This window comes from Streptomyces cacaoi, from assembly GCF_006539165.1.
Taxonomy (GTDB): Bacteria; Actinomycetota; Actinomycetes; order Streptomycetales; family Streptomycetaceae; genus Streptomyces; species Streptomyces cacaoi.
Genome location: NZ_BJMM01000027.1, coordinates 47,500 through 60,649 on the forward strand (window position 1 = coordinate 47,500; position 13,150 = coordinate 60,649).

Here is a 13,150-nt window from a genome sequence, read left to right on the forward strand (position 1 = left end):
CACGGCCGGAACTCCCCCGGGCGGGCCGACCGCCGGGCGCTCACACGTTGAACCGGAACTCCACCACATCCCCGTCCTGCATCACATACTCCTTCCCCTCCATGCGGGCCTTCCCGCGGGAGCGGACCTCGGTGACGGAGCCGGCTTCGATGAGGTCGTCGTAGGAGATGACTTCGGCCTTGATGAAGCCCTTCTGGAAGTCGGTGTGGATGACTCCGGCGGCTTCGGGGGCGGTGGCGCCCTTCTTGATGGTCCAGGCGCGGGCTTCCTTGGGGCCTGCCGTCAGGTAGGTCTGGAGGCCGAGGGTGGTGAAGCCGACGTGGGCGAGGGTGGCCAGGCCGGGCTCCTCCTGGCCGACGGTCTGGAGGAGTTCGAGGGCTTCTTCCTCGTCGAGTTCGGCGAGGTCGGCCTCCAGCTTGGCGTTGAGGAAGACGGCCTCGGCGGGGGCGACGAGCGCGCGCTGTTCCTCCTTGAAGGACTCGTCGGTCAGCTCGTCCTCGTCGACGTTGAAGACGTAGAGGAACGGCTTGGTCGTCAGCAGGTGCAGCTCGTGCAGCGGTTCGTGCCGCTCGGTGCCCTGGGCGATGCCGGCGGAGAAGAGGGTGCGCCCCTCCTCCAGGATCTCCTTGGCCTCCTGGACGGCCTTGACCTGGGGCTGCTTGTCCTTCTTGACGCGGGCTTCCTTCTCCAGCCGGGGCAGGACCTTCTCGATGGTCTGGAGGTCGGCGAGGATCAGCTCGGTGTTGATCGTCTCGATATCGTCCTTGGGCGAGATCTTTCCGTCCACGTGCACGACGTTGTCGTCCTTGAACGCGCGGATGACCTGGCAGATCGCGTCGGACTCGCGGATGTTCGCGAGGAACTTGTTGCCGAGGCCCTCGCCCTCGCTGGCCCCGCGGACGATGCCGGCGATGTCGACGAAGTCGACGGTCGCGGGCAGCACGCGCTGCGACTCGAAGAGTTCGGCGAGCTTGTCCAGCCGGGGGTCGGGCACGCCCACGACGCCCACGTTCGGTTCGATGGTGGCGAACGGGTAGTTGGCCGCCAGCACCTCGTTCTTGGTCAGGGCGTTGAAGAGGGTCGACTTGCCGACGTTCGGCAGGCCGACGATTCCGATCGTGAGCGACACGTTGCGACTACTTCCCGTTGCCCCTGGCGGGGATCTTCGTAGAGGTCGTGGGACGGGCCCGCACGGGGCCGACTTCCCAGTCTACGGGCGGCCCGGGCGCCGGCTGCCGCCCGGTGACGGGGTGACCGCGCCGCCTGGGCGCCCACGGCCGGCCCGGTCGCCGGGGCGCCGCTGTGGAGACGGCGGGGAGGGACGGGTCACATCGCGTGCCCAGCGTGTCCATGACGGTGGCGCGGAGCGCGGCCGTCCTACCGTGGCCCGGTGGAGCAACGCAGCGCACGCACGACCCGGCACGTCCCCGGAGCCGACGGCTACGCCCCCCGTCCGGCGCCGGCCCCCGCGGCACGCACGGCACAGCCACCGGGCGGGGCGCCCCGCCGGCCGGTCCCGGGAGCCCCGGCGCCCGAGGGCTCCGGGCGCGCGGCCCGGGCGCGGACCCCGGAGGACGAGCGCGGGGCGGACGCCGGGCGGAGTGCGGGGGACCGCCGCCCCCGGCGTGCGCCCCGGGTCCCCGGCCCGACGACGCCCGCGCCGCGCGCCCCCGCACGGGGCGATCCCTCGGGACGCCGCAGGCAGGCGGGCCGGGCATCCGGCTCCCCGGCGTCCGGCGCCCCGCGCGGCGGGGGCCGGGGGCGTACGCCGGGGAGCGGCGGCGGGATTCCGGCGCCGCGGCTCACGGGGCTCGGCGCCGGCGTGCTCGCCGGGGCCGTGATGCTGGCGGTGGGCGGCATCGAGGGGCTGCTCACCGACGGTGCGCCCGTCTTCTACGGCATCTTCTTCGTGCTGGCCTGTGTGGCCTGCGGCCTGTGGGTGCGCCCCGCCGAGCTGTTCGCGGCACCGGTCGTCGCGCCGCTCGCGTTCACCCTGGGCCGGCTGCCGGCCGGCGGGGACGGCGACGGGTTCCTGGGGCTGCTGCGGGATGTGTTCACCAACCTCGCGCTCCAGGCGGGATGGCTGTACGCGGGCACGCTGACCGCCGCGCTGATCGTCCTGGCACGCAAAGCGGCGCTCGCCGTCCTGCGCAGAAGGCGCAGGGGCGACGAGCGCCGTGTGCGGGGGCACCGGCCCGGGTGACCCCCGGGCGCACCGGGGCGGGCCGGGAGCCGTCGCGGGCGGACGGTTCAGCCGGCCGCGCGCCCGGCGGCCGCCGCGTCGGCAGCCGCCTCGGGCCCGGCGGTCTTGCGCGCCGCCTCGGCCCGCAGGTCCCGCCGCAGCTCCTTGGGCAGCGAGAACTGCATGTGCTCCTTGACCGGCTGGACGATCTCGACGTCCTCCCAGCCGCGCTGCGCCAGCCACTCCAGGACGCCGTCGACCAGCACCTCGGGCACCGAGGCGCCGGAGGAGACGCCGATGGTGGTGACGCCCTCCAGCCAGGACTCGTCGATCTCCTCGGCGCCGTCCACGAGATGGCCGGCCTTGGCGCCGTGGCCGAGGGCCGTCTCGACGAGGCGGACGGAGTTGGAGGAGTTCTTCGAGCCGACGACGAGCACCAGGTCGGCCTCGGCGGCGACCTGCTTGATGGCCGTCTGGCGGTTCTGGGTGGCGTAGCAGATGTCGTCGCTGGGCGGCGAGAGGAGGTTGGGGTAGCGGCCCTGGAGGGCCTCGACGGTCTCCATCGTCTCGTCGACCGACAGCGTGGTCTGGGAGAGCCACACGACCTTCTCCGGGTCGCGGACCTCGACGTTCTTGGCGTCCTCCGGGCCGTCGACCAGGGTGATGTGCTCGGGGGCCTCGCCGCTGGTGCCGATGACCTCCTCGTGGCCCTCGTGGCCGATCAGGAGGATGTCGTAGTCCTCCTTGGCGTACCGGACGGCCTCCTTGTGCACCTTGGTGACCAGCGGGCAGGTCGCGTCGATCGTCGCGAGCTTGCCCCGCTCGGCCTCCTCGTGGACGGCGGGTGCGACGCCGTGCGCGGAGAAGATGACGATCTCGCCCTCGGGGACCTCCTCGGTCTCCTCGACGAAGATCGCGCCCTTCTTCTCCAGGGTTTTGACGACGTATTTGTTGTGCACGATCTCGTGCCGCACGTAAATGGGAGCGCCGTACTGCTCCAGTGCCTTCTCGACGGCGATCACGGCCCGGTCCACGCCGGCGCAGTAGCCGCGGGGCGCGGCCAGCAGGACACGGCGACGGTCGTCCGCGGGGCGGGGCGCGGCGTCCCCCTCCGCGGTGGCGTCGGTCTGGCGGGCGGGGGTTCCAGTCATGCGGTCCATCGTAAGGGCGTGCCCGGACGGTGGCCGGGGCAGTGATCCGGAAGGCTCCGTTGCGCGACGGACATTTTGCGGCAAGCTGGGCGGCATGTCTGAAGCGCGCGACCGCATGGCGGCACTGACCGCGAGGCAGCCGGGGGGCGGTCTGAGGCGCAGCCTCACCCTCCGCGATCTGATCGTCTACGGGCTCCTGTTCATCGCGCCGATGGCCCCCGTGGGCATCTACGGCGCACTGGACGCCCGCAGCCACGGCGTGGTGCCGCTGGTGTACGCGGTGGCGACGGTGGCGATGTCGTTCACCGCGTACTCGTACGCGCGCATGATCCACGCCGTTCCGCAGGCCGGCTCGGTCTACGCCTACGCGCGCGCGGGCCTCGGCAACGGGCCGGGCTTCATCGCGGGCTGGATGATGATGCTGGACTATCTGCTCATCCCGGCCGTCGCCTATCTGTTCTGCGGTATCGCCATGGCACAGCTGGTGCCCTCGGTCGACCAGTGGGTCTGGACGGCGCTCGCCGTGGTGATCACGACGGCCCTGAACCTGTCGGGGGTGCGCCGGGCGGCGATCGTCGGAATGCTGGTGCTGGCGATGGAGATCGCCGTCCTGCTGGTGTTCGTGGTGGCCGCCGTCGTGGTCCTGGTGCAGGACGGGCCGCAGCGCGGCTGGCTCTCGCCGCTGACCGGCGACCGCGCGTTCTCGATGACGGCGGTGCTGAGCGCGGTGTCGGTCGCGGTGCTCTCCTTCCTCGGCTTCGACGCGATCGCGAACTTCGTCGAGGAGGCCGTCTCCGGCAAGGGCGAGGGCGCGTCGCTGGTGTCGCGGGCGCTGGTGTGGTGCCTGCTGCTGACGGGTGTGCTGTTCATCGCGCAGACGTATCTGGCCGCACTGCTGTCCGCCGATTCCTCGCGCGAGCTGGCCGCCGATCCGGCCTTGCAGGACTCGGCGTTCTACGACGCCGTCAGCGCGGGGATCGGCGGCTGGCTGGAGACGACGGTGGCGGTCAGCAAGGCGATCGGCGCCGCGTTCGCCGCGCTGGCGGGCCAGGCCGCCGCGTCCCGGCTGCTGTACGCCATGGGCCGGGACGGCCGGCTGCCGCGCGTGCTCGGCCAGGTCTCCGCGCACACCCGGGTGCCGGGCCGCGCGGTGCTGGTGAGCGCGGTGCTGACGCTGTGCGCCGCGGTGTGGGCGGCGCGCGCCGCCGACGGGCTGGACCGGCTGACGTCCATCGTGGACATCGGCGCGCTGACGGCCTTCGGCCTGCTGCATCTGTCGGTCGTCGGCTACTACGGGCTGCGCCGCGGAGCGGACGCGGGCGGCCACCGGGTGGGCGTGCTGCGGGACTGGGTGGTGCCGCTGGTGGGGGTGGGGATCATCGTCGCGGTCATCGTGACGGCGAACCGCGAGGCGCACTGGGTCGGCCTGGTGTGGCTGGCGGTCGGGCTGGTCGCGCTGTTCGTGCTGCACAGAAGGGACGCCGCGCGGCTGTGACGGCGGGCGGCCGACGGCCCGGCCGGGATGTCCGCGGCAGCATCTAGCCTTCTCGCATGGCTCTCACCACCACAGCCGAGGCCCCGATTCCCGTCGCCGAGGTGTCGCGGCTGATCCGCGGCTGGATCGACCGCCTGGGCGCCGTCTGGGTCGAGGGGCAGATCATCCAGCTGTCGCCCCGCCCCGGCGCCGGCATCGTCTTCCTGACGCTGCGCGACCCCTCCCGCGAGGTCTCGCTGAGCGTGACCTGCTACCGGCAGGTGTACGAGCAGGTCAAGGACGTCGTCGCGGAGGGTACCCGGGTCGTCGTCCACGCCAAGCCCGAGTGGTACGAGAAGGCCGGCCGGCTCTCGCTGCGCGCGGCCGAGATCCGTCCGGTGGGCGTCGGGGAGCTGTTGGCCCGGCTGGAGCGGCTGAAGAAGGCGCTGGCGGCCGAGGGGCTGTTCGCCGCCGAGCGGAAGAGGCCGCTGCCGTTCCTGCCCGGCCGGATGGGGCTGATCACCGGCCGCGCCTCGGACGCCGAGCGGGATGTGCTGCACACCGCCCGCGAGCGCTGGCCCGCGGTCCGCTTCGAGGTGCGCAACACGGCGGTGCAGGGCGCCTACGCGGTCCCGCAGATCATCGAGGCGCTGCGGGAGCTGGACGCCCGGCCGGACGTGGACGTGATCATCGTGACGCGGGGCGGCGGCGGTATGGAGGATCTGCTGCCGTTCTCGGACGAGCGGCTGGTGCGGGCCGTCGCCGCGGCCCGCACCCCGGTCGTCTCCGCGATCGGCCACGAGGCGGACGCCCCGCTGCTCGATCTGGTGGCCGACGTCCGCTCGCGCACACCGACGCACGCGGCGAAGGACACGGTGCCGGACGTCGGCGAGGAGCACGAGCGGGTGCTCGGGCTGCGCGAGCGGGCCCGCCGGGTGATGACCGGCCTGCTGGAGCGGGAGGAGCGCGGGCTTTCCGAGGTGCTGAGCCGCCCGGTGATGGCGGATCCGCACTCCCTGCTGGAGGACCGCGAGGAGGACGTGGCGGGCCTGCTGGAGCGGGCCCGGCGCACCCTGGACCACCGGCTGGCCCGCGGCGAGGACGCCCTGGTGCACACGCACGCCCGGCTGGTCGCGCTCTCCCCCGCCGCCACACTCCAGCGCGGGTACGCCGTGCTCCAGCGCCCGGACGGCTCGGTGGTGCGGGACGCCGCCGAGGTCTCCGAGGGGGACGCGCTGCGGGCGAGGGTGGCCGAGGGACAGTTCGGCGTGACCGTCGTACCTCCCGCATAGGCTGGCCGTATGACGACGGAGACGGACGGCACGCAGGGCGCGGGCAGCGGGGCGGCGGCGGCCGCCACGGCGGACGCGCTCAGCTACGAGCAGGCGCGCGCCGAGCTGGTGCAGGTGGTGCAGCGGCTGGAGGCGGGGGGCTCCACGCTGGAGGAGTCGCTGGCCCTGTGGGAGCGCGGCGAGGAGCTGGCGGGCATCTGCCGGGAGTGGCTGGAGGGCGCCCGGGCCCGGCTCGACGCCGTGCTGGAGGAAGAAGAGGAAGAGGACGCCGAAGAGGCCGAAGACGCCGAGGGCGCCACGGAGGGCTGGGCGGGCAACGGCACCTAGGCTCCCCGGACGGCTCCCCGGACGCTGCGGGGCGTTCCGGGGCGGGCGGGGCACTGCGGGGCGGGGCATCCGCCCGGGGCGATGTACGTCACGTCTCCCGGGCCATCATTAAAAGTTGAACTAGTGGTCGTTACACTGATAGACGCACATCGACAGTCGCGTCAGCAAAGGCACCGCTTCATGGCTCTCGTCCTCGACCCCGCAGCGCAGGATCTCCTCTTCCGGGAGGCCCACACCGCCAACACCTTCACCGAGGAGCCGGTGTCCGAGGAGCAGGTCCAGGCGATCTACGACCTGGTCAAGTACGGCCCCACGGCGTTCAACCAGTCCCCGCTGCGGGTCACCCTGCTGCGCAGCCCCGAGGCCCGGCAGCGGCTCATCCCGCACATGGCGGAGACGAACCGGCCCAAGACCAGCACCGCCCCGCTGACCGCCGTCCTCTCCTACCACGTCGACTTCCACGAGCGGCTGCCCGAGCTGGCCCCGCACGCCCCGCACCTCAAGGACGCCTTCTTCTCCGAGGAGCCCGTCCGGGAGGCCGCCGGCAGCTTCAACGCGACGCTCCAGGCCGGGTACTTCCTCCTCGGCATCCGCGCCGCGGGGCTCGCCGCCGGCCCGATGACCGGCTTCGACCCGGAGGGCGTGAACAAGGAGTTCTTCGGTGACGGCCGGCAGCGCGTCCTGATGGTCGTCAACATCGGCAAGCCCGGCGCGGACGCCTTCCGGCCGCGTGCGCCGCGCCTCGCCTACAAGGACGTCGTCACGACTCTCTGACCTCCCCTGGACCCGGCAGGCCGCGGTGCGTACCCCCGCGAGCGCCTGCCGCCTCCCGGCCGGCTCTCCCCTCCGCCGGCCGGGACCGGACGGCCCCCGCGCGTTTCCCCCCGATGCGCGGGGGCCTTCCGACGTCCGGCCACCGGAAGGCGGCGTTCCGGCCGGTACCGGGAACGGGCCCGGGGCCCTCGGATCCCGGAGGGAACCACCCGGCTCCCGGAGGCAGCCGCTGGGCCCCCGAGAGAACCACTGGACCCCGGAGCGGCCCCGGAGCCGGGAACCGCGGGAGCCGGGAGCCAGGGACCAAGAGCTAGGGGAGCTAGGCGCTAGGAGCGGCCGGTGTCCGTCTGCACGGTCTCGCGCTTGGCCTCCAGGGACTCGGCGAGGGTGGCCAGCTGATCGAAGGTGGCCGTCCCGGTGACGACGGTGACCGGGTGCCGCGCCTCCCGGCTGCCCCCGGCCGCGCCCTCGTCGCCGTCCTTGCCGCCCCTGCTGTCGTCGCCGCCGTCGCCGCCGTCGGCGGACTCAGCACCGGCGGGCCGCACCAGGGCGTCGTACTTGTCGCCCTTCCAGCGCTCCCACTCCTCGTCGCCGACGCGCTGCGTGGCGGAGGTCTTCCGGGCGCCCTGGGTGACCTCCTCGATGTAGGCCGTACGGCGCGGCCCGTCCCCCTGCTCGACGGCCGCGTACTCGTTGTCCGGCGTCATGAAGCCGAGGTGCCAGGCGGCGCCCTTGGGCCCGTCGGCGGTGTAGTGGACGGAGGTGGCGCGCCACTCCTTCGGCAGCCCGACCGGTGCCGCGACCGGGTACGGGGCCGCCCGCCGCGCGGACTTGAGCTCCACGCCGTAACCGACGGTCTTCACCGCGGGGTTGCTCTTGTCGTCCTCGTCGTGCGGGACGAACAGGTAGATCACCCCGGCGGCGAGAATGATCACCACCAGCGAGAGGACCATGTCCCGCACGGCCTGTGCGCCGCGCTTCTTGTCTGCTGCCACGCCCCCATCGTCCCTTATGCCGTGCGCCGCCCCGCATGTGGCCCTCCCCCGCGGCTCACCGGTGCGACAAGCCGCTCATACGTGGGCACCCCTGCTCACACTGCCGCCTGCGGGTAAAGTCATGGGCAACCCTCACCAGCCCAGACGGCCTCCGTGCCGTAGAGAAAGGTGTGTTCCGATGCCTGAACACCACCACCTTCCGTCCCCGCTCGAAGTCAGTCCGGAGGCGCCGGACCGCAACCTCGCGCTGGAACTCGTCAGGGTCACCGAGGCCGGGGCCATGGCCTCGGGGCGGTGGGTCGGCAGGGGCGACAAGAACGGCGCGGACGGAGCCGCGGTCCGGGCCATGCGCACGCTCGTCTCGACCGTCTCCATGAACGGCGTCGTGGTGATCGGCGAGGGCGAGAAGGACGAGGCCCCGATGCTGTTCAACGGCGAACGCGTCGGCGACGGGACGGGCGCCGAGTGCGATGTGGCCGTCGACCCGGTGGACGGCACGACGCTCACCGCCAAGGGCATGGCCAACGCCGTCTCCGTGCTGGCCGTCGCCGAGCGGGGCACGATGTTCGACCCGAGCGCCGTCTTCTACATGGACAAGCTGGTCACGGGCCCGGAGGCGGCCGAGTTCGTCGACATCACCGCGCCGCCCGCCGTGAACATCCGGCGCATCGCCAAGGCCAAGGGCTGCGGCGTGGAGGACGTCACCGTGGTCGTCCTGGACCGGCCCCGGCACGAGGGCCTGGTCAAGGAGATCCGCGAGGCGGGCGCGCGGATCAAGTTCATCTCGGACGGTGACGTCGCCGGCGCGATCATGACGGTGCGCGAGGGCACCGGCGTCGATCTGCTGCTGGGCGTCGGCGGCACCCCGGAGGGCATCATCGCCGCCTGCGCCATCAAGTGCCTGGGCGGCGCCATACAGGGCAAGCTGTGGCCGAAGGACGACGAGGAGCGGCAGCGGGCCGTGGACGCCGGCCACGACCTCGACCGGGTGCTCCAGACCGAGGACCTGGTCAGCGGCGAGAACGTGTTCTTCGTCGCCACCGGCATCACCGACGGCGATCTGCTGCGCGGCGTCCACTACCGGGGCGAGCGCGCGTACACCCAGTCGCTGGTGATGCGTTCGAAGTCCGGCACGATCCGCCAGATCGACTCCGTGCACCAGCTGTCGAAGCTCCGCGCCTACAGCGCCGTCGACTTCGACCGCGCACGCTGAGCCACCCGCACCCCGGGCCGTGCGATCCGGGCCGACCCCGAACCGGCCCGGCAGCACGGCCCGTTCGGCAGCACGGCCCGTCAGGCTTCGGCGACACGGGCCGTCAGGCAGAGCGGCCCCTACGGCAGAGCGGCCGGTTCGGCAGGACCGCACGTTCGGCGTTCCCCGCGGGCCCGAGGGGACGGCGGGCACGCGGGCACGCGAAGGAGCGGCCGGAGCGAGGCGGAAGAGGGCGAAAACAGCGAAAGGGCGGGCAGATCGAGCAAGCCCGGGCAAGCCGGGCAGTCCGGGCGGCCGGGGCAGGCGAAAGGGGCGCCGGCCGGCGCCCCTCGCTCAGCCGCTCGGGCACGGGCGGAGCCCATACGCCCGGTGTGCATCAGGCGATCCGCGACACCTCGGAGGCTCCGGCCGCGGCGGCGGCGCGGCGGCGCCGGGAGAGGACGACGCGGCGTTCGGCGGCGGTCAGCCCGCCCCACACCCCGTACGGTTCGGGCATCAGCAGCGCGTGTTCGCGGCACTCGGTCAGCACGGGGCAGCGGGCGCACAGCCGCTTGGCGGCCTGTTCCCGGGAGAGCCGGGCGGCGGTGGGTTCCTTGGAGGGAGCGAAGAAGAGACCCGCCTCGTCGCGGCGGCAGACGGCTTCCGCGTGCCAGGGGCCCGATTGGTCATCGCGTTCGGGCGTTCGCTGAACGGGGATGGTGGCGGCTGCCTGCAGGGACTGATGCGGCGTTTGCAGCACGGTCTGCTCCTGACGAGACGACGGAGGTTCCCCTTCACCCGTCTTGCTACGCACGGCAGTTCAACGAGGCAGCCGTACGAGAGACGATGCCCGAGCCCTACCCGCTGTACGCGGCGGTATGCATTGCGTGGCGCTCACCGGTGCGCCGTCGGCGCCCCTTTACGCCCCCGTGCGACGGGGCGCACGGACGGTCACATCTCCTTGCGGAAGCGCTCCCGCAGATTCTCGATGAACTTGCCGCGCTTGGGCTTCGCCTCCACACCGCCGAAGATCCCCGCGCCCTGGACCAGCACCGTCGGCGCCTCCGGATCGGGCGACTCGGTGACCTTGACGTCGAAACCGCCGAAGATCCCGGAGCCCTTCTGTTGCAGCGTGACGTTCTCCGGGACGCGGATCTCGACACCGCCGAAGATCGCCGTCGCGTTGATCACCACGTGCCGGTGCTCGAACAGCGCCTCGGTCAGATCGATTTCCACACCGCCGAACAGCGCGAAGGCGTTCACCTTGCGCGGGACCCGCCAGCGACCCTTGCGCACGGAGCCGCCGAAGATCGCGACCAGGTTCTCGGCGGAGTCGTCCTCCCCGGCGTCCGAAGTCGAGTAGGCCGCCGTGAACTTGGCGGAGGCCGAGGAGTACGGGCGCTCACCGGCCGGCTCCCGCGACTGCCCGCCGGCGGAGCGGGAACCGTCCTGGCCCGCGGGCAGATCGCGCACCAGCGGCTCCAACTCGCCCATCGTCTTGGCCGCGTAGACGGCGTCGACCCGCTCGGAGTGCTCCTCCGCGTCCAGCCGCCCCTCGGCGAGGGCCTCACGGAGGATGTCGGCCACCCGGTCGCGGTCGGCGTCCGAGGCCCGCACATCCGCCTGCGCCACGGGCGCGGGGGCCGGCACACGCCCGGCGGACGGCTGCTTGTCGAGAGAGGTGCGCGGAGTCTCTTCAGTCACCACGCCAGCGTACCCAAACGCGATAGATCGCGACTACCCCCGCAGACCGGGATCACGGCGGGGTTCTACCCTGTCCCTGTCCCGGAAGGGCCCACGGGCCCGGGCGGTTCCGGACGGACCCTCCGCCCCGGGGCGGCCGCGCTCCCACCGCCGAGAGCCGTAAGCGAGAGGAAGAAGCCCCCGTCATGTCTGCCAGCTCACGCCCCGCCGGGCCGGAGTTCACCTACACCGACCTGCTGCCCACCGGCGCCGACCCGACGCCGTACCGCCTCGTCACCAGCGAGGGCGTGAGCACCTTCGAGGCCGGCGGGCGCACCTTCCTCAAGGTCGAGCCGGAGGCCCTGCGCAAGCTCGCCGCCGAGGCCGTGCACGACATCCAGCACTATCTGCGGCCCGAACACCTCGGCCAGCTGCGCCGCATCCTGGACGACCCCGAGGCCAGCGCCAACGACAAGTTCGTCGCCCTGGACCTGCTGAAGAACGCCAACATCGCCGCCGCCGGTGTCCTGCCCATGTGCCAGGACACCGGCACCGCCATCGTCATGGGCAAGCGCGGCCAGAACGTGCTGACCGAGGGAGGCGACGAGGAGGCGCTCTCCCGCGGCATCCACGACGCCTACACCGAACTGAACCTGCGCTACTCGCAGATGGCCCCGCTGACCATGTGGGAGGAGAAGAACACCGGCAGCAACCTGCCGGCCCAGATCGAGCTGTACGCCACCGACGGCGACGCGTACAAGTTCCTCTTCATGGCCAAGGGCGGCGGCAGCGCCAACAAGTCCTTCCTCTACCAGGAGACGAAGGCGGTGCTGAACGAGGCGTCGATGATGACGTTCCTGGAGCAGAAGATCCGCTCCCTCGGCACGGCCGCCTGCCCGCCCTACCACCTGGCGATCGTCGTGGGCGGCACCAGCGCCGAGTACGCCCTCAAGACCGCCAAGTACGCCTCGGCGCACTACCTGGACGAGCTGCCCGAGAGCGGTTCGCCCTCCGGGCACGGCTTCCGCGACAAGGAGCTGGAGGAGAAGGTCTTCCAGCTCACCCAGAAGATCGGCATCGGGGCGCAGTTCGGCGGCAAGTACTTCTGCCACGACGTGCGCGTGGTCCGGCTGCCCCGGCACGGCGCCTCCTGCCCGGTCGCCATCGCCGTCTCCTGCTCCGCCGACCGGCAGGCCAAGGCGAAGATCACCCCGGAGGGCGTCTTCCTGGAACAGCTGGAGACCGACCCGGCGCGCTTCCTGCCCGACACCACCGACGAACAGCTGACCGAGGGCGCGGGGCCCGACCTGGACGCCGTCCGCATCGACCTCTCCCGCCCCATGTCCGAGATCCGCGCCGAGCTGAGCAAGCACCCGGTCAAGACCCGGCTCTCGCTCACCGGCACGCTCGTCGTCGCCCGGGACATCGCCCACGCCAAGATCAAGGAACGGCTCGACGCGGGCGAGGAGATGCCGCAGTACCTGCGCGACCACCCCGTCTACTACGCCGGCCCGGCCAAGACCCCCGAGGGCTACGCCTCCGGCTCCTTCGGGCCGACGACGGCCGGCCGGATGGACGCCTACGTCGAGCAGTTCCAGGCGGCCGGCGGCTCCCTGGTGATGCTCGCCAAGGGCAACCGCAGCAAGCAGGTCACCGACGCCTGCGCCACGCACGGCGGCTTCTACCTCGGCTCCATCGGCGGCCCCGCGGCCCGGCTGGCGCAGGACTGCATCAAGAAGGTCGAGGTCCTGGAGTACGAGGAGCTCGGCATGGAGGCCGTCTGGCGCATCGAGGTCGAGGACTTCCCGGCCTTCGTCGTCGTCGACGACAAGGGCAACGACTTCTTCGCCGACCCGGCCCCCGAACAGCCCTTCGTCACCTCGATCCCGGTCCGCACCGGGGCCTGACCCGGGCACGGGGCCGTTCCGGCCCCTCGACGCTGGGCGCGGGGCCCGGCGAGCACACCGCCCGCCCCGCGCCCACCACACCGCCCGCCCCGGCCGCAAGCCGGCCGCGTCCGTACGAGTGAAGGACGATCCGACAAGCGGGGAAGCACACCTGGGGCCCGTAGCTTCGCGCC

The 13,150-nt window shown here is 72.6% G+C and carries 12 protein-coding genes; 7 read left to right on the plus strand and 5 right to left on the minus strand.

Annotated features, from left to right (window positions below; genetic code table 11):
* Positions 1–40 precede the first annotated feature (40 nt).
* Positions 41–1,129 carry a redox-regulated ATPase YchF gene (gene ychF / locus SCA03_RS22855; RefSeq protein ID WP_030885364.1) on the minus strand — a complete coding sequence of 363 codons (1,089 nt, stop codon included), beginning with the start codon at positions 1,127–1,129 and terminating at the stop codon, positions 41–43.
* 261 nt (positions 1,130–1,390) lie between these two features.
* Between ychF and SCA03_RS37325 the strand changes: the two genes are divergently transcribed.
* A complete protein-coding gene (locus SCA03_RS37325) occupies positions 1,391–2,203 on the plus strand; it encodes a DUF6542 domain-containing protein (protein ID WP_371863976.1) in 813 nt (270 codons plus the stop codon).
* Between the two features lie 47 nt (positions 2,204–2,250).
* On the opposite strand, the gene SCA03_RS22865 is transcribed toward SCA03_RS37325, so the two are convergent.
* Entirely contained in the window at positions 2,251–3,342 is a 1,092-nt protein-coding gene (locus SCA03_RS22865) for a 4-hydroxy-3-methylbut-2-enyl diphosphate reductase (protein ID WP_086814931.1), read from the minus strand.
* Between the two features lie 85 nt (positions 3,343–3,427).
* Here SCA03_RS22865 and SCA03_RS22870 point away from each other — a divergent pair, with 85 nt between their 5' ends.
* The 4 genes from SCA03_RS22870 to SCA03_RS22885 all read left to right on the plus strand — a co-directional run bounded on the left by SCA03_RS22870 (position 3,428) and on the right by SCA03_RS22885 (position 7,200).
* The gene (locus SCA03_RS22870; protein ID WP_051846635.1) at positions 3,428–4,828 is read left to right on the plus strand and encodes an APC family permease; all 1,401 of its coding nucleotides are present in this window, start codon (positions 3,428–3,430) and stop codon (positions 4,826–4,828) included.
* A gap of 56 nt (positions 4,829–4,884) precedes the next feature.
* Positions 4,885–6,099: an exodeoxyribonuclease VII large subunit gene (gene xseA / locus SCA03_RS22875; RefSeq protein WP_141275621.1), complete on the plus strand. Its 1,215-nt coding sequence runs from the start codon at positions 4,885–4,887 to the stop codon at positions 6,097–6,099.
* Between the two features lie 9 nt (positions 6,100–6,108).
* Complete coding sequence (locus SCA03_RS22880; protein ID WP_141275622.1) at positions 6,109–6,426, plus strand: exodeoxyribonuclease VII small subunit; 318 nt, start codon at positions 6,109–6,111, stop codon at positions 6,424–6,426.
* Positions 6,427–6,606: 180 nt separating this feature from the next.
* Positions 6,607–7,200: a malonic semialdehyde reductase gene (locus SCA03_RS22885; protein ID WP_141275623.1), complete on the plus strand. Its 594-nt coding sequence runs from the start codon at positions 6,607–6,609 to the stop codon at positions 7,198–7,200.
* Positions 7,201–7,526: 326 nt separating this feature from the next.
* Here SCA03_RS22885 and SCA03_RS22890 read toward each other — a convergent pair whose 3' ends face one another.
* Positions 7,527–8,195, minus strand: coding sequence for a DUF4245 domain-containing protein (locus tag SCA03_RS22890; protein ID WP_086818219.1), 669 nt, complete (start codon positions 8,193–8,195; stop codon positions 7,527–7,529).
* A 178-nt stretch (positions 8,196–8,373) separates the two neighbouring features.
* Between SCA03_RS22890 and glpX the strand changes: the two genes are divergently transcribed.
* Positions 8,374–9,408, plus strand: coding sequence for a class II fructose-bisphosphatase (gene glpX / locus SCA03_RS22895; protein ID WP_030885383.1), 1,035 nt, complete (start codon positions 8,374–8,376; stop codon positions 9,406–9,408).
* A 376-nt stretch (positions 9,409–9,784) separates the two neighbouring features.
* Here glpX and SCA03_RS22900 read toward each other — a convergent pair whose 3' ends face one another.
* Both SCA03_RS22900 and SCA03_RS22905 read right to left on the minus strand, forming a co-directional pair.
* Positions 9,785–10,147, minus strand: a complete 363-nt coding sequence (locus SCA03_RS22900) for a WhiB family transcriptional regulator (protein WP_030885385.1) — start codon at positions 10,145–10,147, stop codon at positions 9,785–9,787.
* Between the two features lie 191 nt (positions 10,148–10,338).
* A complete protein-coding gene (locus SCA03_RS22905; RefSeq protein ID WP_030885388.1) occupies positions 10,339–11,091 on the minus strand; it encodes a DUF1707 SHOCT-like domain-containing protein in 753 nt (250 codons plus the stop codon).
* 185 nt (positions 11,092–11,276) lie between these two features.
* Between SCA03_RS22905 and SCA03_RS22910 the strand changes: the two genes are divergently transcribed.
* On the plus strand, positions 11,277–12,977 hold the full coding sequence (locus SCA03_RS22910; protein WP_030885391.1) for a fumarate hydratase: 1,701 nt from the start codon (positions 11,277–11,279) through the stop codon (positions 12,975–12,977).
* Positions 12,978–13,150: the final 173 nt, after the last annotated feature.

Bases quoted from the DNA above. Each gene is read 5' to 3' on its own strand.
- SCA03_RS22885 (WP_141275623.1), top strand. From the start codon at position 6,607: ATGGCTCTCGTCCTCGACCCCGCAGCGCAGGATCTCCTCTTCCGGGAG.
- SCA03_RS22880 (WP_141275622.1), top strand. From the start codon at position 6,109: ATGACGACGGAGACGGACGGCACGCAGGGCGCGGGCAGCGGGGCGGCG.
- SCA03_RS22870 (WP_051846635.1), top strand. From the start codon at position 3,428: ATGTCTGAAGCGCGCGACCGCATGGCGGCACTGACCGCGAGGCAGCCG.
- glpX (WP_030885383.1), top strand. From the start codon at position 8,374: ATGCCTGAACACCACCACCTTCCGTCCCCGCTCGAAGTCAGTCCGGAG.
- SCA03_RS22865 (WP_086814931.1), bottom strand. From the start codon at position 3,342: ATGGACCGCATGACTGGAACCCCCGCCCGCCAGACCGACGCCACCGCG.
- SCA03_RS22910 (WP_030885391.1), top strand. From the start codon at position 11,277: ATGTCTGCCAGCTCACGCCCCGCCGGGCCGGAGTTCACCTACACCGAC.
- xseA (WP_141275621.1), top strand. From the start codon at position 4,885: ATGGCTCTCACCACCACAGCCGAGGCCCCGATTCCCGTCGCCGAGGTG.